Origin of the sequence: Erwinia sp. E_sp_B01_1 (genome assembly GCF_036865545.1) — a bacterium.
GTDB lineage: Bacteria > Pseudomonadota > Gammaproteobacteria > Enterobacterales > Enterobacteriaceae > Erwinia.
On the sequence record NZ_CP142208.1, the window covers coordinates 2784713 to 2806862 of the forward strand.

The window sequence follows — 22150 nt, forward strand, 5'->3', positions numbered from 1 at the left end:
TACACGAACTGTTTGTGTTCAAACAATATCTATCTCACTTTTTTAGTCAGGGCAAACCATGGCAGAAAACACTGAATTAGTTCTGGCGGCACCTCTGTGGCCAAACGGCGCATCGGCGCTGATGCACCTGGTCCGTCGCGCAGGTCAACGCTCCACGGCCACCTGGTCGGCAACTGTGACTACCGGTTTGTCAGCGGTTCAGTACGCTATTCTGGTGGTGCTGGCTGAAATGGAGAGCTGCGATCAGCAAACGCTGGGAAGCCGGGCCGGATTTGATAAGGCAACGGGCACCTACGTTATCGATCGCATGACGCAGGCAGGCCTGATCGTCACAGATTCCGACCCGACTAACCGCCGCAGGAAACTGGTCTCCCTCACCCCGGACGGGCAGAGCATGCTGGAGAAAATGACCGGCGAGGCGCAGCAGGCGGAGGCTTTACTCACCGCTCAGATGACCGTGGCAGAGATTGCAGATCTCAAACGCCTGTTAAGTAAGCTGACCGGGGTGCAGGACAGAGCAGAAGCGGACAGGATAATGGGGAAGTAACCCTCAGTTGCGCCCCGCACTGCCGCACATTCTGATTTTATCCTGCCCCCCTTCTTCATCGCTTTTTTGCCAGGCTCCAGATAATCACGGGGATCGCTGGAACCTGGGTTTTCCCGCAAAGGCCCCACTCTTAACAAAATCTGATGAGAACATCGGGGATGTGAGCCTTAGCATGTTTTTTTTACTTTCACGGCGTGATAATCGCGCTTTCAGATTTTCGCCACTATCCATTAATCTTCTGAACGATTAGGGTGTGAGCAGCTTAAGCGGCATCTCCCGTGAAGAGCATAAAATCAGCATGGCGCACTTTTCTTTGTCCCGGAAAAGGGATGCATACATTATTCCTTGTTACCTGTAGGTAACCCGTTCCTTCCAGTGAAACGGGCCGTTTTGTCTGGCCTGCTAAGCCGATCCGTCATCCGGTACCCATGAGTGCTGCTGATGACTTGCGCGTCCAATTTCTGAACCGAGGTTACCTATGTCACAAACTAATGACTACCGCGCTGTCCGCCTTGAATCTCTTTTTCAGGCCGCCGTCAGCGATTTTGCCGTGTCCGAAACGGCTGCTTCCGCGGCCACCAGCCGCAGTTCACTGTCTGATACTGTTACGTTAACGGAAAATACCAGCAGCGCTGTGCTGGCAGCGGAAAGCACCCTCAGTGCGCCAGTGCTGCATACTTTTGCCGCCGCCGCACCGGATACTGATGCGCCAGCGGCGCTGAGGCCTTATGAACCGATCGCCGCTGACGGCATAATCGCCGCCTGGGAAGCAGGCAAGACTATACACCTGCGCGGCCAGGCCCCCGGTGAAGCAGGATCTACGGTGACCCTGGCCTTCAACGATCAAAGCTGGGTAAGCACGGTGAACAAGTGGGGCTACTGGAACGCATCAATGCCGCCTGCGGTACTAAAAGGCCTGGAGGATGGTAATTACACTCTGAAGCTCACGATTACCGATAAAGCAGGCAACAGTACCGATACTTCAGTGGATTTCGGCGTCTATGTTGATAAAACCCTCAAGCCCACAGTCACGGTCGATGCTGTAAGCGGTGATAACGCGGTTAACGTAGCGGAAAGCATTTACGGGGTGGATATCAGCGGCACCTCAACCCATATGGCCAGCGGCAGTAAGATCATCCTGAAGCTGGGCACCACCACCGTTCTCACTTCAGCAAACAGTGATGGCAGCTGGACAGGTCACTTCAGCGCCGATCAGCTGCACGCTCTGCAGGATGGCGTCTATGGCCTGGCTGTCACCGCGGTCGATCCTAACGGCAAAACCAGTACCGTGACTCACGACATGACGCTGATCACCCATATGAGCAGCGTCCCTTCGATTCACTTTGATAGCGTCACTGCTGACAACGTGATTAACCTTACCGAAAGCCAGCAGGATCTCCTGTTCAGCGGCTCGCTCTCTGCCATTGCAGCAGGTCAGGAGCTGGTGCTTAAAGGCGCCGACGGTAAAGAGCATCATGCGACGATCGATGCGCAGGGGCACTGGCAACTGCTGGTTACTGCCGCCGATATGCCGGGCTTTATCCAGAATGGTGAGATCCATGCGTGGTACTTTGACGGCGCTAAAAATTACACCGACATGACTCATGAGCTGAATATCGTCACAGGATTTATTCCGGTGTATTGCGAGATGGATATTGGTGGCGACATGACGCTGAATTTCCAGGAGGCGCAGAAGGATTTGAGTTTCTATATGGAAGGCGTGAATGAACTGGAGATCAACGGCAAAACCTATCAGCCGGATCACGGCATGATCACTCTACCCAGCGCCGATCTGCTTGAGCTGGCAGAGGGCCCGGTCACCGCTAACGCACACCGCTGGGATGAATATGGCAATACCGACACGCGCACGCTGACCGATTTCTTCAACGTGGCAACCCATAACCTGCCGACGCTGACGCTGAATACGCCGTTTGATGACAAAGTGATAGATGCTGATGACGTGAATACCTGGCATCTGCTTCAGGGCAGCTCGACCCATCTCGATCAGGGCAGCATTGTTACCCTGACGCTGGGCGATCAAAGCTACAGCTCGACGATCAAGGCCGACGGCAAATGGGCGCTGACCATTCTCGCCGGAGAGCTGGCGCCGCTGGATGACGGTGATTATGCGCTGAAAGTCACCGCCCATGACAGCGCCGGGAATACTGCCTCGGCCAGTGAAAATGTCACGGTGGCCTCACATTCGACCCCGTTAAATATGGATGAGCTGCTGGCGTTTTACTCGCCTGTAACAGAGAGCGATACGGCTGGCATAAGTACGGTTGCGGCTTCTGTCGGGGATCATGAGGCTGCTGCTGCGGTTTCTGCTCCGGCTACCTCAATCGACAGTAACCTGGTGGCCGATTCGCCCTACACGCTCGCTGACCATCTGTTACAGCACAACGCAGTGCTGGTTTAAGCTACCGGTTCAGAAAATCCGTATAGCTGACCTGCCAGAGCAGACCTCTCTGCTCCGGCTTAACAAGCCAGCCTGTCGCAGGCTGGCCTTTCCACAAATCTTCCCCTCTTCATCTTGATCCTCCGGCCTGCTGAAATATACTGTATATAATCACAGTTAAAAAGGAGGCCTTTATTATGTCAATTATCCCTCAGTCCACAGGCAAAACCTCATGTTTGCCCTTGTAGACGTCAACAGTTTTTATGCCTCTTGCGAGACGGTATTTCGTCCCGACCTGCTGGGGCGTCCAGTGGTGGTGCTTTCCAATAACGATGGCTGTGTCATTGCCAGAAATGCGGAAGCCAAAAGGCTGGATATCAAGATGGGGGCACCGTTTTTTAAGATGCGCGAAGAGATCCAGCGGCACAACGTGGCGGTGTTCTCTTCCAATTATGCCCTCTATGCCGATATGTCAAACCGGGTAATGACCACGCTGGAAGAGATGGCGCCCGCAACAGAGATTTACTCCATTGATGAAGCCTTTCTTGATGTCACCGGTATCAGTAACTGCATGTCGCTGGAGGCGTATGGCCACCAGGTGCGGAACCGCATCTGGCAGGATATCCATTTGCGGGTAGGCGTGGGGATTGCGCAAACCAAAACCCTGGCCAAGCTGGCTAACTTTGCCGCCAAAAGGTGGACTAAAACCAATCATGTACTGGATCTCTCCTCTCCTGACCGCCAGCGTAAATTAATGGCTTTACTGCCTGCCGCAGAAGTCTGGGGCGTGGGCCGTCGGCTGTCGAAGAAGCTGGACGAATTAGGGATTAAAACGGCGCTGGAACTGGCCGACAGCCCGGTAGCACTGATCCGTAAACATTTTGGGGTAGTGCTGGAGCGCACGGTGCGGGAATTGCGCGGCGAATCCTGCCTGCATCTGGAAGAGATGACCTCAGCCAAACAGAATATCCTCTGTTCTCGCTCGTTTGGCAGCCGGATTACCGAATATCAGGATATGCATGAAGCCATCTGCAATTATGCCGCGCGGGGTGCGGAGAAACTGCGTGGCGAGCGGCAATACTGCCGGGAAATCAGTGCCTTTATCCGCACCAGCCCGCACGATCCGGCGCACCCTTATTTCGGCAATGCCGCCAGTTGTAAACTGCTGACGCCCACTCAGGACAGCCGCGACATTATCAATGCCGCCATCCAGTGCCTGGATAAAATCTGGCGCCCCGGCTATCGCTATATGAAAGGCGGCATTATGCTGGGGGATTTTTTCGATCAGGGTGTGGCGCAGTTGAATCTGTTTGATCAGTTTCAGCCCAAAGCCAACAGTGACAAACTGATGGAGACGCTGGATATGCTGAATAAGTCAGGAAAAACAAAAATCTGGTTTGCCGGTCAGGGGATCCAGAAAACCTGGTCAATGAAGCGTGAGATGCTTTCTCCGGCTTATACCACGAGGTTTTCTGAGCTACCGATAATCAAATAAATTATAGCCTTAAAGAAAATTAATTAAGCTTTACTGCCATTATCGGCCAGCAGCATTACAAATGATTAAACCCGGAATATCGGGCATCAACCAGACAGCCCCGGCTAACAGACGTTAGCGATAAAGGAATAAATACGGCAGTTCATTTTACAGCCGGTGGCTCACAGCGCTAATCCGCTGCCTGGCACCGTAGCTATAATGAAAAACAGGTGCGGAAGGCGCACCGGCAGATACTATGAGGTGAAGGTTTGATTAAATACTGCGTGTTTTACCCGGCAACTGAAAACGGTCACTTTGATCACGACTACTACCGCGACGTTCACTTGCCGCTGATTAAAGAGAGAATGGGCGATCTGCTGCTCTCTTACAGCATCGATAAGATCCTCTCAAATCCTGACGGTTCCCCTGCTCCCTATGTGGCGGCTTGCTACCTTGTGTGCCACTCGGTGGAAGATTTGCAAAAAGGCATGGCTGACCACGTGGATGAAATCGTCGGAGACGTGAAAAACTTCACCAATATCACCTCGGTGAAGTGGATTGCCGAAGTGGTTGTGTAACCCGCCGCTTCAGGCATAAAAAAACCGGCCACCGGGCCGGTTTCTTTTTAGCAGGAGGTCAGACTACAGCAGCTTCTTCTCGGCAAGCTCAAGCGCGAAGTAGCTGAAAATCAGATCGGCCCCGGCGCGCTTAATGGCACCCAGGCTCTCCAGCACCACATCACGTTCGCTGATAGCGCCCGCCTGTGCGGCAAACTTGATCATCGCATACTCGCCGCTCACCTGATAAGCCGCCAGCGGCAGGTCAGTATGGTCACGCACGTCGCGGATAATATCCAGATAAGCCCCGGCAGGCTTCACCATCAGCGCATCAGCGCCTTCGGCCTGATCGATCAGGGATTCGCGCAGCGCTTCGCGGCGGTTCATCGGGTTCATCTGGTAAGTTTTACGATCGCCCTTCAGCGAGGTGCCCGCAGCTTCACGGAACGGGCCGTAGAAAGATGACGCGAACTTAGTGGAGTAGGACATGATTGCCGTGTCGGTAAAACCGGCGGCATCCAGCGCGTGACGAATTGCCGCCACCTGGCCATCCATTGCCGCTGAAGGGGCAATAAAGTCCGCACCGGCATGCGCCGCAGCAACAGCCTGCCTGCCCAGGTTGATCAGCGTGGCGTCATTGTCCACGCCGTGATCGTGCAGCACACCACAGTGGCCGTGCGTCGTATATTCACAGAAACAGGTGTCGGACATCACAATCATTTCCGGCACCGTCTCTTTGCAGATCCGCGACATCCGGGAAACCAGGCCATTTTCCTGCCAGGAATCGCTGCCGTCAGCATCGGTATGGTGCGAAATACCAAACGTCATTACCGAACGGATCCCGGCTTTAGCGATGCGTTCAATCTCATACGCCAGCCGCTTTTCGGGAATACGCACCACGCCAGGCATCGCCTGGATAGCTTTGTAATCATCAAGGCCTTCCTCAACGAAAATGGGCAGAGCCAGATCGTTGATGCTCAGTGATGTTTCCTGAAACAGGGTGCGAAGGGATGGGGTCTGGCGCAGACGTCTTGGACGTTGGTTCGGCGTATAACTGGACAAAACAACCTCGGTTTAGCGGAGAATCACCGGCGAATAACCGCGCCAGTGAGAAAAGAAAGTGAGTCCGTTAACAGTATACCTCTGAGCGCCTGCTGACAATGTTTGCGGCCCCCGCCCCGCTGATTACGGCACAGAATGTCTATGTGGCTGAAAGTTTTCAACAGCATATCCTCCCGGTTCGCTTTTAGCGTCCATACTAAGTGGGGTTATAGCAACAGGAGTAATGATGGGATTTCTTGGCTGGACCGCCGCAACGGGCGGACTTTTATTATTGATGTCACTGGCTTCGGGCTGGATAAACCGCGGCCCGGTGACCGCATTTGCGTTATATCTGGCGGCAGGCATTATCTGCGGGCCGTGGGTGTTGGATCTGTTAAAGGTGGACATTGCCGCCCATCCTGAAGTGGCTAAAAACCTCACTGAAATTGCCATGGCGGCCTCGCTGTTTATCACCGGGCTCAAGCTCAGGCTGCCCTTGAGAAGCCAGGGCTGGCGCATGGGGCTGCGCCTGGCATTTCCTGGAATGCTACTGACCGTGGCAGGCGTGACGCTGGTTGCCCACTATCTCACCGACTTGTCCTGGACGCTGTCACTGGCGTTTGGCGCGATTGTTGCGCCCACTGACCCGGTGCTGGCAAGCCTGATCTCGGTGAATGACGCCAGGGATGACGATAACCTGCGCGTGTCGCTCTCCAGCGAGGCGGGAATGAATGACGGCACCGCCCTTCCCCTGCTGATGCTGGCCGTGATGCTGCTGACCACGCAGGGCGACTTCACGCTGGTTGATTTCGGGCAGTGGGCGCTGATTGATGTGGTATGGGCGATAACCGGCGGGCTGGGAATTGGTTTTGTACTGGGAAGATTCGTTGGGCAATACATTACTCATCTGCGTCATACGTATCAGGATGTGGCGCCGAACGACTTCCTGGCACTGGCGCTGATTGCCCTGAGCTATGCCGCCGCTCAGGCGCTGGATGCTTCAGGCTTCCTGGCCGCCTTTGCTGCCGGTGTAGGGCTGCGACGCGCCGAAATGCGGGTGATTTACCGTCAGCCAGCGGATGATTTCAAAGACAGCGAAAATCGTCCCCCCGCGGAAGTGCTGGTTAATCCGCATATCCGTCATGAGGCGGGTGAAACAAACCCGGCCAGCACTGTGGGTCTGGTGGTGGGCGATGCCCTCTCCTTTGGTGACACGGTTGAGAGGTTATTTGCCGCCGGGATAATTATCGTGCTGGGTGTGACGCTGGCTCATCACTGGGACCCTCAGGGGTTGTTGATGGCAGCCTTACTCTTTGTGGTGATCCGCCCTGTGTCGGTATGGATAGCGACGATGGGTATGCAGGCACCGCGAGCACAACGCCTGATTATTGGCTGGCTGGGCATCCGGGGGATTGGCAGTATCAACTACATTGCCTGGGCTTACACTCATGGCGCAGGCGGGGGTGAGGTGACCCGGATGGCTGATATGGCCTTTACGCTGATTGTGGCCAGCGTGGTGGTTCATGGCGTGTCCGTCACGCCGGTGCTGAACTGGCGGCAGGCAAGGATTGCCGCCAGGCAGAAAGATCAGGACTAAACCGGGGCGCCGCACTTAACCGATATTTTCGTTGTGCGGTGCCTCAAAACCCCGTGGGCTCTCTTTCAGCAGATAGCTGTTAAGGATGTTGTGTTTAATCATAATCCGCAGAATACCCAGGAACACCAGGAACTCTGACAGCACCAGGGAGCTGGCTGCACCGATAGCGCCAAATTTCCACGCCAGCAGGCAACAGATGGGAATATTGATCAAGCCAACAATAAACATCACATGCATACGCTGCTTAGCCAGCCCGTGCGGGATAAGGATCTGTAACCCGGCCGGATAGCTGACGTTACCGAAAATAAACCCACAGACCATGACCCGCAACACGTTAGCCGACTCATGGAAGTCCGGTCCCAGCAGGATCCTGACGATAAAATCCGCAAAGAAAAAGGTGAACACCACAATAAACAGGCTGATGCCGAAGGAGCAGGTAATGCTTTTCCGCGTTGCGTGGATGACCGCATGGGGATCCTTATGGAACAGATAGCTCACGCGGGGGAAGAAGGCATTACCGATCTGTTCAGGCAGAGTGTTGGCGGCTTTCTTCAGGCGATCGGCACCGTTATACAACCCAACCATGTAGTTGGTGGTCATGCTGGCCAGAATTAACACGTTGATGTTGTTGAAAAGATTAGCTCCGGCAATCGCCAGAAAAACATGCAGGCTGTCTTTGATCCGCTGAACGATCTGCCGTGGTTCGAAGCGGTAGAAGCCAATCACCTTCATGGTGACCACAAAATAAAGCGTGATGACGGCGGTGATGGTCGCGGTAACGCCGGGGATCAGCGCCGCCAGCCAGGTATCCTCGGGGGTTTTCACCAGCAGAAAAGTCAGTGGAATAGAACAGAACTGCCCGATGGTGGAAATCAGCGCTGTTTTACCAAGTTTTTCAAAACCCTGCATCAGCCAGCCAAAGGACATCAGTTGGCCGTAGAGCACCAGCGAGTTGGCGAGGACGATATAAAAGAGGTTATGCCAGCGGGGATTAAACCAGGTCACCAGCAGCAGGATCGACAGGGTGAAACTTCCCAGGATCAGCTTGGCATTAAAAGTGGACCAGAAAAGCTGGGTCACCTTCTCTTTATCTTCACGGTGTTGGGCAATATCTTTCGTGGTGTAAACGTTGAATCCCCAGTCTGAGATAGTACTGCAATACATGACGCAGGCCAGACCCAGTGCCAGCACCCCCATATGTTCCACCCCTAAAACGCGGGCCAGGTAGGGTAAAGTCACCAGCGGGAAAATAAAGGAAGCACCTCTGAGTCCTAACAGGGAAAAAATATTAATTACTAAACTTCTGTCAAATACCTTAGCCATCAGCCCTTAACCTTTTCTGGATGTCGTCATACCGCGCAGATGCTGCCTGACTGGTATCAGATTAGAATATAATTCCGGCCTGCTTAAAAGTAGCCAGTAAGAACTGAGCCTGGTTTCAGACTTTTCCCGAACCAAATCGTCAAATGCGAAACAGCATTAAACATGCTGTAATCAAAAAATAATTCATAATTAATCAGGTAGTTGAATGAGTGAGTGCAAAGGGATCTGCACGATTCAGTCAGGACTAATAAACAACAACTGTTTGACGAAATCAATCAACCATTAATAAGAGGCAGCTTATTAGGATTAATACCAGTAAAATCTGGTGCCCGGCAAACCTCCCTGCATTTTATAATGCGGGTGCGACGTCTGACGGGGTATAACATTAGCGGAAAGATGTTAATAAATATTAATTAGTCCATATTGCTGATGTATTAAACCGCGCGGGTTATTTATTTCACTGAATGATTTTTTTCGCCACGCCTGAACTGTCCTTGCTTAATTCAGGGTTGAATACCCTGACAATTTCCGCCCTCATCCTGCAACTGTTGCAGATTAAAACAGATGAAATCTGCCGTCCGTGGGTTTTAAACATCTGCCTCGTTAAACAGTGCCCTGATTTCATCCGGCCTTGTTCCGCACAAAATTAATGGGTTACAGCGATATGACTGATGCCGGACTGCCTCAGGATAGTTAAACCTGCTTCATGAATTCAGCCTCTCTTCACAAATATTTCGCCATAAAACCGGCATGGCGCACGATATCAGCCCAGGAAAAAAGACAGAAATGAGTTTTCTGCTAGCCTCAAGTGAGGGTTATGGCAGTATTTTCAGGTAGATCGGGTTGAAAAAAGATGAAAATTACCAACAGCTTTCGTGTGCATTTTGTCCGTGAGATCCTTGTTCCTGTAGTGCTGGTGTTGGTAATCACCTTTATAGCTGCGAGCCTGACCGTCGTGTGGGCCACCGCGAAAAGTAATGCCAGCGCCGCTGCTCAGCAGCAACAGATAATAAAAACTTCACTTTCTCAGAGCCTTGACGAGATGATCAAACAGCATCGTAGTCTGGCACTGTGGCAGCCGCTTGCCCGCCGTATGGCAAGAGCCAGTGTGGACACGCCCTGGCTGAACCAGAATGTGGGCTCCTGGCTCTCCACGATGTTTGGTCATCAGCTGGTCTATATCCTTGATGCGCAGAATCAGCCGGTGTACCGCTGGGAGAATGGGCAGAACGTTGAGCCCTCCCGGTTTGCCCACCTTCGCCAGCCGGTAATGGCCTTCAAGGAAAAGCTCCGCGCGCCCTATACCAGTCAGGATGGCCACCCTGAGGTGATCGACTTTACGCTGATTGATAAGCGCCCTGCCGTGCTGGCCCTGGGCACGCTGGTGGGTGAAAGTGGGCAAAACAGCCCCTATACCCTGGTCAGCGTCAAATATCTCGACGACAGCTATCTGACGTCGCTTTCACAGCGCAGCCTGCTCAAAGATTTACGCTATACCGATGGCAACCCTGTGGAGAACGGCGCTAACTATCTGCTTACTAACCACAGCGGCCAGCCGCTGGGGCATCTCTCCTGGCAGCCCGACAAACCGGGCTCGGGCATGCTGAAGGTGATTGGCCCGGCAACTTTCATTGTCGTGATGATTATCACCCTGATCTGCATGGTAATGCTGCGGCGTTTGTGGCTCTCTTCTTTGAAGCTCTCCCAGTCGATGCTGCAACTCAGCGCCAGTGAAGCGCAGGCACAGCATCTGGCTTTTCATGATGTGCTCACCGGCTTGCCCAACCGCGCCCTGGTGGAGGAACGGCTGACCCAGACGCTGGGCAGATTAATGCGCAGCGATCAACGTATTGCCCTGCTGCTGCTGGATCTGGATCGGTTTAAGCTGATCAATGACACCTATGGTCACCATGCCGGGGATGACCTGATTATTGAGGTCGGACACCGGGTGAGCGAACTTGTCAGTGAACGTGACACGGTAGGCCGACTGGGCGGCGATGAGTTTGTGGTGATCATGGATGCTGTGACTTCTCCGCGGGATATTCAAAAGCTGTGCGAACAGATCATTGAGGCGCTCTCACGTCCCTTTACGCTGCTGGGTAGCGATACCTGGATTGGCGTCAGCATTGGCGTAGCCGTGGGCCCGGACGACGCCGTGGATCGCTCAGAGATGATGCGTAAAGCGGATATCGCCCTGTATGAAGCCAAGAGCCAGGGACGCGGTCAGTATCAGCTGTTTGAACGGGCAATGGATGAATCGGTGAAAACCCGTCAGCAAATTGCCGCCGATCTGCGGCTGGCAATGCAATCCAAAAAAGATCTGGCCGTCTATTACCAGCCGCTGATGGATATCTCCGGCCATAAGATCGTGGGGCTGGAAGCGCTGATGCGCTGGAATCACCCGGTTCATGGCCCTATCTCTCCCGGCGAATTTATCCCGCTGGCGGAAGAGATGGGGCTGATTATTCAGATTGGCGAGTGGGTGCTGCGCGAAGCTTGTCGGGTGTCGCTGGCCTGGCCGGAGTTGACCATTGCGGTCAACGTTTCTCCGCTACAGTTCCGCGCTGCCGGTTTTGTTGAGCGCTTCAAAGCTATAGTAAAACAGGAGAAGACCCTGACCACCCGCATCGAACTGGAGATCACCGAAGGCGTGCTGATTGAGGATGAGAAAGGCGCACAGGAAACCATGCGAAAACTGCGTGAGGCCGGCTTCCGTATTGCCCTGGATGACTTTGGCACCGGCTATTCAAGCCTGAACTACCTGAGCCATTTTTCGGTGGATAAAATCAAGATCGACCGCTCTTTTACTCAGTCACTTGGCGTCACCGAAAACTCAATGGCGATCATTGAATCCGTGGTCAGGCTGGGCCAGGCGATGGGCCTGACGGTGACGGCGGAAGGCGTGGAAACTCAGGGGCAGATGGACGCGCTGGCCGTAGCAGGCTGCAACCAGTTACAGGGTTATCTCTTTTCTCAGGCGGTGCCTGAGGAGCATATCCTGGCATTACTGGCACAGAAAAAAGCGGGCTGAAGGGATGGCGCAGCCTGCCGGCTTTTAATGGAGTAAGAAAGGGCCGTAAAAACGGCCCTGTTGAGGAGGGATCAGAAGAAGCCCAGCGGCTGCACGCTGTAGCTGACCAACAGGTTTTTGGTCTGCTGATAGTGATCGAGCATCATTTTATGGGTTTCACGGCCAATCCCGGATTTCTTGTAACCGCCAAAGGCCGCATGTGCCGGATAAAGGTGGTAACAGTTGGTCCAGACGCGTCCGGCTTTGATTGCCCTGCCCACGCGGTAGGCCCGGTTAATATCCCGAGTCCATACCCCCGCCCCCAATCCGTAGATAGAGTCGTTGGCAATCGCCACCGCTTCCGCTTCATCTTTAAAGGTGGTGATGCCCACTACGGGCCCGAAAATCTCCTCCTGGAATACCCGCATACTGTTATTGCCTTTCAGCAAAGTAGGCTGGATGTAGTATCCGGTCGAGAGATCGCCTTCCAGCTTCTCTATGCCACCGCCAATCAGCACTTCAGCCCCCTCTTTCTGTGCAATCTCCAGATAAGAGAGAATTTTATCGAATTGCTGCTGCGAAGCCTGCGCCCCGACCATGGTATCGGTGTCCATAGGATCGCCGCGTTTAATGCTCTTCACGCGTTTCAACACCGCTTCCATAAAGGGCTCATAAATAGACTCCTGCACCAGCGCGCGGGACGGACAGGTACAGACCTCCCCCTGATTCAGAAAGCCCAGCACCACGCCTTCGGCGGCCTTTTCAATAAAGGACGGTTCGGCCTGCATGATGTCCTCAAAGAAGATGTTGGGTGATTTGCCGCCAAGCTCCACGGTTGAAGGGATCAGGTTTTTCGCTGCCAGCTCAAGGATATGGCCCCCGGTGGCAGTGGAGCCGGTAAAGGCGACTTTCGCAATACGTTTATTGCCCGCCAGGGCTTCACCGGCTTCACGGCCATAACCGTGGATCACGTTCAGCACGCCTTTTGGCAGCAGGTCGCCAATCAGCTCTGCAAACAGGGTGATTGAGAGCGGGGTCTGTTCAGCGGGCTTCAGCACCACGCAGTTACCCGCCGCCAGGGCCGGGGCCAGCTTCCAGGCTGCCATCAGCAGCGGGAAATTCCACGGGATAATTTGGGCAACCACGCCCAGCGGTTCATGGAAGTGATAGGCGGCGGTAAACTCATCAATTTCTGCCGCCGTCCCCTCCTGAGCGCGCAGGCAGCCAGCGAAGTAGCGGAAGTGATCCACCGCCAGCGGCAGGTCAGCGGCCAGGGTTTCGCGCACTGGCTTACCGTTGTCCCAGGTTTCATTAACCGCAATATATTCCAGGTTCTCTTCCAGCCTGTCAGCGATTTTCAACAGCGTCAGGGAGCGCGTCTGCACAGAAGTTTTCCCCCAGGCTTCTGCCGCCGCATGGGCTGCGTCCAGGGCTTTTTCCACATCCTCTGCATCAGAGCGTGGGAAATCACCAATCGTTGACCCGTTGATGGGCGAGGTATTGGAGAAATAGGCCCCGTTCACCGGCGGCACAAACTCACCATTAATAAAGTTGCCGTACTGTGATTTCAGGGTAATCAGGGACTCTTTATTACCGGGATAGGCATAGCGCATCATCGTTCTCCTAGGGTCAATTCGCCAGGGCGAAATTAACAATCAAATAACTCAACATTAACAATATGACTGAAACTGAGCATGTCAGATTGTCAGCGTTGAAACTGTGATCGGGACGCCAGGATAGAGGCACAAACGAGGGGCAGTAAGCCGGTCAGGCGAGCTTGCTGGCCTGACTGTGCTGCTGCCAGAAAGCGCGCAGTAGCTGCCGGGAAGCGGCTGGCTCCTGCTGATGCGTCATCAGGCTGCTCAGCGGCTGCTGACTGCTTTGCAGGCAGGCCGTCATGATCGCACCGGTAAACTCCGGATGAAACTGTACGGAAAGTGCCTGCGGGCTGTAGCGGATAATCTGGCACTCATCCAGCGCCGACGTTGCCAGCACCCGGGAACCGGGCGGAGCCTGAAGCACCGTCTGACGATGAGAAAGCCAGGCGGAAAAATGCACGGGCAACTGGCTTAACAGAGGATCTTTAGCGCAGCACGCCGTCAGCTCAAGGGGCTTCAGACCCCGCTCCCAGCCTCGCGGATTATCATCCACAATCCCGCCAAGCGCGTAGGCCATCAGCTGATGGCCGTAACAGACCCCCAGCAGCGGCAGCGACTGCTCAACCGCGCTGCGGATCCAGGCAGCGGTACGCTCGCTCCATTCTGCATGGTCCGTGACCATTGCCCAGGAGCCGCTGAGGATTGCTGCCGCAATCGAGCCTGGCTCCGGCAGGGCTTCGCCCAGATCGGGGCGCACGACAATATACTCGTCAGGGGCCAAATCCAGTGCAGCAATAAACCAGTGCTGCTGCTCGCCCACCTGGTCGCTGACAGCAACCGGAGGCGTCTCCAACTGAATAATGGCTAAAGGAAGCGAAGAACTCATAGTGAAAGGCCGTCCTTAGGTTGGTGAACACAGATCCTGCAGCTGAACAGGCAAGGGAAGCCAATGATGGCATTTTGTCTCCGCGCTGTCTCATCACTTTTTCTGACTACAGCACCAGGAAAAGTCATAAAGCGTGGCTCCTTTACCGACCTTAAAGCCAAAAAAAGAGTGGCTCCCTCTCCTGCTTGCCGGGTATCCGTGCCATGATAAAAGGGTGATCACCCGCACAACAGGACCCTCTCGTGGCTTTGCGTCATTTTTTGCTTATATTACTGGTAGTAACACTCTGGGCGTTTAATAACGTCGCCATAAAATGGGGATTGCTCGATCTTCCTCCGCTGTTTCTGACCCTGATGCGTTTTGTGGTAGTGGCGCTGATTCTGGTTCCCTTTACCCGCGTCAACCGGCAACAGTTACGCTATCTGGTGCCGCTGGCCTTTACCTTCGGTTTTATGCACTTCTCGCTGCTGTTTGTCGGCATGAAATACACCGATGCCGGCACCGGGGCGATTGTGGTGCAGCTCGGTACGCCTTTCGCGATGATCCTCGCTATGGTGATTTTGAAAGAGAAGCTGACGCGGGTACAGATGGCGGGGATTGCCGTTTCGCTGACGGGTGTGGTGGTGCTGGCAGGCAGCCCGACCATCCCGGCCTGGTGGGTGCTGTGTCTGCTGCTGTGCAGCGCGGCTGGCTGGGCGATCAGCAATATGCTGGTCAAAAAATCCCCTTCAATCAGGCCGCTGACCATGACCGGCTGGCTCTCGTTTCTGGCGATCCCCATTGTCGGCCTGGCCTCATTTTTACTGGAGTCCGATCAAATTCACAGCCTGGTGCATTCAACCTGGCGTGGCTGGTTTGGCATTTTCTACAGCGCTATCTTCTCCTCTATTATCGCCTACTCGCTCTGGTACTGGCTCTTACGCAGTTACAACGTCAATCTGATTATGCCCTACTCGCTGCTCACTCCGGTGCTGGCGGTGATTATGGGCGTGCTGGTGTTAGGCGACAGCATGAACATGTTCAAAGTGACCGGCGCACTGCTGGTGATTGCCGGTACGGCCATTGCGGTTATCAACCTGCGCAATCTGCGGATGCACGCCGGGCTACGGAAATTCCGCCGCCTGCGTTAGCGCCAGGCAAAAAGCGATAATCGTTGCTAAGGTGATTAACATCAGCCACGGGAGAGATCAATGGACAGTGAGTTTTCGGCACAGCTATGGCAACAACTCTGGCAGGCGCTTCGCGGCACCGCTTCGCCCCTTCCTGAGGTCAGGTTCAGCGGCGAGGGGCGTTTCTGTTCATGCTATCCGGTAACGGAACTTGCCAGCGGCAGCATGGTGCTGGCGATGCAGGCCGTGGCGGATCTGGTGGGCAATGCGCAACCGCCTGAAGTGGATTGTCGCCTGGCTTCTCGCTGGTTCCGGCAAAGCTTTCAGCCGCTCAACCGTGAAGCGCCAGCCCTCTGGGATCCTTTCGCCGGTGATTATCCGACCGCAGACGGCTGGATCCGCCTGCATACCAACGCCCCTCATCACCGCGCCGCTATGGAAAGTGTCCTCGGGCAACACAGGGATCGTGCCAGCCTGGCTCAGGCCGTGAAACAGTGGCGTAAAACGGCGCTGGAAGAGGCGGTGATAGCCGCGCAGGGTTGTGCAGCAGAGATGCGCAGCGTGGAAGAGTGGCTTCAGCATCCTCAGGGACAGTCCGTAAGGCAGGAGGCGCTGATAGATCAGAGCCGGCAACCGGAAGCTTCAGCCCCACTCTGGCGTTTATTCCCGGCCCGCCCCTTACAGGGCGTCCGCGTGCTGGATTTGACCCGCATCATTGCCGGTCCTGTTGCGACTCGTTTTCTGGCGGGTCTTGGCGCTGAAGTGTTGCGAATTGATCCTCCGGGCTGGCAGGAGCCAACCCTGGAAGAAGAAGTGACCCTGGGGAAACGCTGCGCCAGGCTGGATCTGAAAACGGCCGATGGCCGGCAGGTGTTTGAAAAACTGCTGGCAGAGGCGGATGTGCTGGTGCATGGCTACCGGGCCGATGCCCTGAACAATCTGGGCTATGACAGCGAAACGCGGCAAAAGATCGCGCCTGGTCTGGTGGATGTCAGCCTCAACGCCTGGGGATGGAGCGGCCCGTGGCGCAACCGTCGCGGCTTTGACAGCCTGGTTCAGATGGGCTGCGGAATTGCTGACAGCGGCCAGAAGTGGCAATCCAGCGACGCGCCCCTGCCGCTTCCCGTTCAGGCGCTTGACCACGCTACTGGCTACCTGATGGCCGCTGCGGTGATTGAAGGTCTGCGTCAGCGGCTGCTGCACAACACCGGTTTCACAGCCCGCCTCTCACTGGCAAGAACGGCCCTGCTGTTGACTGATAATCCCCTGCCCGCTACAGCACAGCCTCAGGAACCCGATACGGAGCTTCCTGAGACAAAGCAGCCACATGGGCCCGACCAGGATTTACCGCACGATCATAATGTAGAAACAGAGATCACCGCATGGGGAATTGGCTATCGCCTGCGCTCACCGCTGTGGTTGCCCGGCACGCCGCTGGTGTGGTCACGCCCGGCTTCTCCGCTGGGGTCAGCACAGCCCTGCTGGCGCAACTGACAGGCCATAAAAAGCCCTCCCGGCGGCTGACCGCAACAGGAGGGCTGTAAAGGCGAAAACCTCAGGAAAGAACCCCCCGGCAAGCGGAGACGGTTGCCCCGTCAGGAAATCAGACTTCCCCTTCTTCTTCCAGCTCGTCACGCATGGCCTGAATCGCTTCGCGGCTTAACGCCGCCAGCGTGCGATAAAAGGCTGTAGTGGCATGTGCCTCAACCTTGCCCAGGAACTGACCGCACCAGGGTAATAAATAGTCGTCGAACAGCGTAACCTGCGCCTGCAATTCGTCTTCGGCAGACTGATCTTCCAGCCAGGAAGCGGCCAGCAGCAGCGCGCCTATATGATCCGCCGGGGAATCACTTAACGGCATTCCACGGCTTTGCAGAAACGCCCTGACTTCGTTCTCCTGCGGGCCGTTTTCCCAGTGCGAGCCGTAAGGCGGAACTTTACATTCGCTGCCCACGAACAGGGCGTTGTAGTCTGCCGCCAACGACTGAGGCTCACTGTGTTGCTGCAAGCGGGTCAGTAACTCATCCTGCTCCAGCGGCCAGTGCTGTTGCAGTTTGCCCTCGCGCAGCAGAGTAAACAGCGGCACCAGCAGCGGATCCTGCGGCTGACGATTGTACAGCGAGCCGAGAATGCGGCAGATGATGGAAAATTCATTCATGACGATCGGTCCATTCAGAGGTTAAGCGTGACAGGGTCACATATCAGCAAATTCAGCAATGTGTTTACCGGTGCGCAGCGCCAGGAAATCCAGCAGGCGACGCGGCGTGACATTTAATACGCGATCTTCAGGAAAATCCACTTCCTTCATGATCCGCAGGCAATGTTCAAAATTTCCCAGGGTAAAAGCAGTGTGGGAATCTGACCCACAGGAGATCCACCCGCCTGCATCCCGCACGGCAGCAACAATGGCGCGGCAGTTAGGCTCACTCCCCGGCCGGGAAGTGGTGAAAGAGGAGTTATTCAGCTCCAGCGCCACGTTATATTTTGCCGCTGCTTCGGCAATCGCTGTGATATCTACCGGGTATTTCGGGTTGCCGGGATGGCTGATGATATGCACATTGCCGCTGGCCATCGCCGCAATCATCGCCTCGGTATGGGTCGCCTTGTCACGCGGGGCGAAAACCGGTTCATGGAAGCCGGCCACCACAATGTCCATCGAGTCCATCATCGGCCCGGTACAGTCAATGTCGCCGTCGGTGTTTTTGATATTGGCTTCTATGCCTCGCAGAATGCCCACGCCTTCCACCACTCGCGGCCAGACTTTCATATTCACAAAATGCCAGTAATGCGGCGCGTCGGCCATATCGGGGCCGTGGTCGGTGATTGCCAGCAGTCTGACGCCGCAGGTCTGAGCCTGCTGAACATAATCACGCAGCGTGCTGTAGGCGTGCGTGCTGGCAACGGTATGCATATGAAGGTCGACGGGGTACATAAATTCCTCCTGAAGGCTTAGGGCAAGAATAGCATTGAACGGACTTAATAGCCGCGCGTCACATCCACCAGACCGGCAGGCATCTCACCCGCTTCCCGCAGTGCGATCGATTTGGCGATATAGTCCATAGCTTCCTCTGGCAAGGTTACAGCGGCATTATGCGGCGTAATGGCGATGTCCGGATGCGACCAGAAAGCGTGGCTGCTCTCCAGCGGTTCTTTAACAAACACATCCAGCGCGGCAGCTTTGATCTCACCGGCTTCCAGGGCGGCCAGCAGATCGTCTTCGACCAGATGCGCCCCACGGGCCAGATTCAGCAGGAAAGCCTGAGGCTTGAGCTGGCTGAGCAACGCACGATTAAGGATACCTTCAGTCTGCGGCGTGTTAGGTAACAGGTTGATCAGGACCTGGCTACCCGCAAGGAATTCGCCGAGCTGGTCTGCACCATGAAAACTGGTGACGCCAGGCAGATTTTTCGGCGAGCGGCTCCAGCAACGAACCGGGAATCCCCAGGCTTTCAGACTTTCTGCGACGCTGCTGCCAAGGACGCCAGCGCCGAGAATGCCAATGCTGAAGTCAGCGCGGGAGTAGTTGGGCAGATGTTTCCACTCTGAGCGGGTTTTCTGCTGCTGATATTCATTAAAACGGCGGAACCAGCCTAGTACATGATATACGGCGTATTCCTGCATCTGGCGGCCCATACCGGTGTCTTCCAGACGGAACAGCGGAACGCCACGGGCCAGCATTTCCGGGTGTTCGCGTAGCTGGCCAAGAATATCATCCACTCCGGCCCCGAGAGCAAACACGCCTTTCAACTCTTTGCGCCCCTGCAACATTTCAACAGGCGGTTGGCGAACCAATGCATAATCGGCGTGCGCATCGTCACCGGTTGTCCACTGACGAATACGCGCCTGCGGCAGACGCTGCTGTAACCCGTTGATCCACTTCTGTGAATTAAATGAGGGGTGATAAAAAATGATATCCACGTTGGTTCTCCTGTTTTTTATTCAGGCTCGGGGAAAAAGGGGATTCTGGCAAGCAAAAGTTGATGGGACACTCATAGTATCCCAGGAAATTATTAGCGTGCGTGGATGAGTTTGCGTAGCAGCGGCATTAGCATCAGCAGGATCAGCCCTACTGCCGCACTGCCCCATCCCAGCATGTTGAAGATGTGGCTGTAGCCCGGATTGGTCAGTGCCGGGGTGCTGCCGCTGTTTTCCGGCATCAGGCCGGAGACATACCCCGCCAGCACCGAAGCCACACCCGTTACCATCATCCAGCAGCCCATCATTACGCCCTGATAGCGTACCGGAGCCAGTTTTCCAATCATCGCGTAGCCAATCGGCGAGATCAGCAGTTCACCCAGGCTTTGCAGGATGTAGCTGATAACAATCCATTTAAACGCCACCATGCCATCGCCACCTGCCAGCATGATGCCCAGCGGCAGTACCAGCATTCCCAGTCCGATCAGGAATAATGAGCAGGCAAACTGCAGAGGAATATCGATGCGCCAGCCGCGCTCGCGCATATTGCGGAAGCCCAGAGCCAGCAGCGGCCCGCCGAAGACAATCACCAGCGTATTGATGTTCTGCACCCACTGTGGAGCGACATGAATGCCCCAGACATTGAGGTTTATATTGTGCTCGGTGAAGAGCATCAGCCCCATAGGCGCGAGTTGGTAGAGGGTCCAGAACACCAGCGATCCCAGTGCAAGCAGCAGATAAGCCGCCATTTTGCGTTGTTCTTCACGCGGCCTGTGGCGCAGCGTGGCGATTGCCAGCAGCAGGAAAATCAGTGCCCCCAGGCCGATCACGAAGGATCCGGTGAAGTCCGCATGCGTCAGCATAAGGCGGATCAAGGGCACCAGAACCACCAGCACACAGAGGCCGATAACCATTCTCAGACGAAATTGTGCTTTGCTGACGTGAAGCAGCGGCGTGTCTATGTCGGCGAGGATCTTCCAGCGCAGCAGAGAGATGACGATGGCCACGGCATTGCCCAGGGTAGCGAACAGGAACAGGGATTTGTAGTGTTCGGTGAGCTGGAAATAGCCCGCGCCGGTAAAGCCGATAAAGAAGCCAAGGTTCATTCCGGCGTAGTTCCACAGGAATGCGCTTTCACGGCGGTTATCATCCGGGGCAAAGCGTTGGGTGAGCATCATGTTGATGCAGGTGACGTTGAGCCCGCTGCCGGTGAGGAACATTGCCAGGCCCCAGTAGAGGCCTTCGGCGCTCTGGCCGGAGAGTACCCAGCAGCCCATGACCTGGAGCACCATGCCCAGTACAAAGAGGTTGCGGTTACTGAGGTAGCGTCCGCCAAGGTAGCCCCCAAACAGGTGCAGGCCATAGTTAAATGCGCCGAATACGCCCATCATGGCATTAGCCTGCCCTTCACTGAATCCCAGGCGTTTAGTCGCATAAAGGACCAGGGTGGAGTAGAGGACGGCGAAACCGAGGGTAGCGAAAATTTGGATAAAGAACAGTGCGCTGGTACCGGAGGATGAACCGGTTGCCGGTTGTTGTGCTGAAGTGTTCACATCGGGTTCCGTGATTTTTTTGCCATATTAAGCGCATTATTATGCACGTTAAGCGGATAATTTCCCGTTTGCTGATGCATTTGGCCGGCGTTAGCGTCGCTTTTGGCGATTTAAGCAACAATTTGCTGTAAAACTGGCTAAACGAGCAGAAAAGTAGAGAAAGGTTGTTGACCGCAGCACTGGTTTTGCCTACATTAGCCGCCGTCAGCAACCTGGTTGCGACGCAATACGGTGAGGTGTCCGAGTGGCTGAAGGAGCACGCCTGGAAAGTGTGTATACGGCAACGTATCGAGGGTTCGAACCCCTCTCTCACCGCCATATTTAAAGAGAAAGTCTGAGCGAAAGTTCAGACTTTTTTTTGCATGTACCTCAGGAGAGAGGGGTGAGAAGCCTCGACAGGGTTCGACAAAACGGCAGGATAGCCGTTTTGCACAGCTCTGCTGCCCAAAGGGCGAGGCACATGGACGTGCCTCGTGATCCCCCTCTCTCACCGCCATATTTAAAGAGAAAGTCTGAGCGAAAGTTCAGACTTTTTTTTTGCATGTACCTTAGGAGAGAGGGGTGAGAAGCCTCGACAGGGTTCGACAAAACGGCAGGATAGCCGTTTTGCACAGCTCTGCTGCCCAAAGGGCGAGGCACATGGACGTGCCTCGTGATCCCCCTCTCTCACCGCCATATTTAAAGAGAAAGTCTGAGCGAAAGTTCAGACTTTTTTTTGCATGTAATTTGGGGATAAGCTGTCTGCAGGATCTGGTGTCTGGTCAGGGAGAGTGAGCTGCTGGCTGAAAAAACCATTGCCTGTGCAGGCAGTGGTAAGGTCAGGGAGAGTGGGTTGAACACAAAGACGCAAAAAGCGTCGTCCGTGACGGCTCGGCCCGGCACCTCCATGTGCCGGGACGCTTTGCTTATCAACCCACCCTCCCCGCCCCGAAGCTTCAGTTTTGTCTGGAAATTACGGGGTACTTCAAAACCAATCGACTGCTACTACAATGCAGTAATGCAGTAATGCAGTAATGCAGTAATGCAGTAATGCAGTAATGCAGTAATGATGAGATTGTGCACGAATTCCAGTTTTGACCTGTGCGACCACCAAACCAAACAACGACACTGAAGATGACGGGTGGCGCCAGGGGGCCTGTTAG

General features: G+C 54.9%; 16 protein-coding genes and 1 tRNA gene. 9 read left to right on the top strand and 8 right to left on the bottom strand.

The window, feature by feature from the left end:
* Positions 1–58 precede the first annotated feature (58 nt).
* From VRC33_RS13180 to VRC33_RS13195, 4 genes are all read left to right on the top strand, one after another.
* Positions 59–547, top strand: a complete 489-nt coding sequence (locus tag VRC33_RS13180; RefSeq protein WP_338556545.1) for a MarR family transcriptional regulator — start codon at positions 59–61, stop codon at positions 545–547.
* Between the two features lie 478 nt (positions 548–1025).
* Positions 1026–2966, top strand: a complete 1941-nt coding sequence (locus VRC33_RS13185; RefSeq protein ID WP_338556547.1) for an Ig-like domain-containing protein — start codon at positions 1026–1028, stop codon at positions 2964–2966.
* Positions 2967–3177: 211 nt separating this feature from the next.
* Positions 3178–4440, top strand: a complete 1263-nt coding sequence (gene umuC, locus VRC33_RS13190; RefSeq protein WP_338556549.1) for a translesion error-prone DNA polymerase V subunit UmuC — start codon at positions 3178–3180, stop codon at positions 4438–4440.
* A gap of 248 nt (positions 4441–4688) precedes the next feature.
* Positions 4689–4997, top strand: a complete 309-nt coding sequence (locus tag VRC33_RS13195; protein ID WP_338556551.1) for an EthD family reductase — start codon at positions 4689–4691, stop codon at positions 4995–4997.
* Positions 4998–5060: 63 nt separating this feature from the next.
* Here VRC33_RS13195 and hemB read toward each other — a convergent pair whose 3' ends face one another.
* The gene (gene hemB / locus VRC33_RS13200) at positions 5061–6038 is read right to left on the bottom strand and encodes a porphobilinogen synthase (protein WP_338556553.1); all 978 of its coding nucleotides are present in this window, start codon (positions 6036–6038) and stop codon (positions 5061–5063) included.
* Positions 6039–6264: 226 nt separating this feature from the next.
* Between hemB and VRC33_RS13205 the strand changes: the two genes are divergently transcribed.
* Positions 6265–7614: a sodium:proton antiporter gene (locus tag VRC33_RS13205; protein ID WP_338564295.1), complete on the top strand. Its 1350-nt coding sequence runs from the start codon at positions 6265–6267 to the stop codon at positions 7612–7614.
* 15 nt (positions 7615–7629) lie between these two features.
* On the opposite strand, the gene VRC33_RS13210 is transcribed toward VRC33_RS13205, so the two are convergent.
* Positions 7630–8937, bottom strand: a complete 1308-nt coding sequence (locus VRC33_RS13210) for a flippase (RefSeq protein WP_338556554.1) — start codon at positions 8935–8937, stop codon at positions 7630–7632.
* Positions 8938–9790: 853 nt separating this feature from the next.
* Here VRC33_RS13210 and VRC33_RS13215 point away from each other — a divergent pair.
* Positions 9791–11968, top strand: a complete 2178-nt coding sequence (locus VRC33_RS13215) for an EAL domain-containing protein (RefSeq protein WP_338556556.1) — start codon at positions 9791–9793, stop codon at positions 11966–11968.
* A gap of 71 nt (positions 11969–12039) precedes the next feature.
* Here VRC33_RS13215 and VRC33_RS13220 read toward each other — a convergent pair whose 3' ends face one another.
* Positions 12040–13560 carry an aldehyde dehydrogenase family protein gene (locus tag VRC33_RS13220; protein WP_338564296.1) on the bottom strand — a complete coding sequence of 507 codons (1521 nt, stop codon included), beginning with the start codon at positions 13558–13560 and terminating at the stop codon, positions 12040–12042.
* A 154-nt stretch (positions 13561–13714) separates the two neighbouring features.
* Positions 13715–14431 carry a glutamine amidotransferase gene (locus tag VRC33_RS13225; protein WP_338556558.1) on the bottom strand — a complete coding sequence of 239 codons (717 nt, stop codon included), beginning with the start codon at positions 14429–14431 and terminating at the stop codon, positions 13715–13717.
* A gap of 242 nt (positions 14432–14673) precedes the next feature.
* Here VRC33_RS13225 and VRC33_RS13230 point away from each other — a divergent pair, with 242 nt between their 5' ends.
* Together VRC33_RS13230 and VRC33_RS13235 are read left to right on the top strand one after the other, a co-directional pair.
* Entirely contained in the window at positions 14674–15561 is an 888-nt protein-coding gene (locus tag VRC33_RS13230) for an EamA family transporter (RefSeq protein ID WP_338556560.1), read from the top strand.
* A 60-nt stretch (positions 15562–15621) separates the two neighbouring features.
* A complete protein-coding gene (locus VRC33_RS13235) occupies positions 15622–17034 on the top strand; it encodes a CoA transferase (RefSeq protein ID WP_338556562.1) in 1413 nt (470 codons plus the stop codon).
* A 109-nt stretch (positions 17035–17143) separates the two neighbouring features.
* Here VRC33_RS13235 and VRC33_RS13240 read toward each other — a convergent pair whose 3' ends face one another.
* The 4 genes from VRC33_RS13240 to VRC33_RS13255 form a co-directional block, all read right to left on the bottom strand.
* Positions 17144–17698: a molecular chaperone gene (locus tag VRC33_RS13240; RefSeq protein WP_338556564.1), complete on the bottom strand. Its 555-nt coding sequence runs from the start codon at positions 17696–17698 to the stop codon at positions 17144–17146.
* Positions 17699–17734: 36 nt separating this feature from the next.
* A complete protein-coding gene (locus tag VRC33_RS13245) occupies positions 17735–18472 on the bottom strand; it encodes a phosphatase (RefSeq protein ID WP_338564444.1) in 738 nt (245 codons plus the stop codon).
* Positions 18473–18516: 44 nt separating this feature from the next.
* Positions 18517–19458, bottom strand: coding sequence for a glyoxylate/hydroxypyruvate reductase GhrA (ghrA, locus tag VRC33_RS13250; protein WP_338556566.1), 942 nt, complete (start codon positions 19456–19458; stop codon positions 18517–18519).
* A 92-nt stretch (positions 19459–19550) separates the two neighbouring features.
* Complete coding sequence (locus VRC33_RS13255; protein ID WP_338556568.1) at positions 19551–21008, bottom strand: oligopeptide:H+ symporter; 1458 nt, start codon at positions 21006–21008, stop codon at positions 19551–19553.
* A gap of 230 nt (positions 21009–21238) precedes the next feature.
* Here VRC33_RS13255 and VRC33_RS13260 point away from each other — a divergent pair.
* Positions 21239–21326: transfer RNA gene (locus tag VRC33_RS13260), tRNA-Ser, on the top strand.
* Positions 21327–22150: the final 824 nt, after the last annotated feature.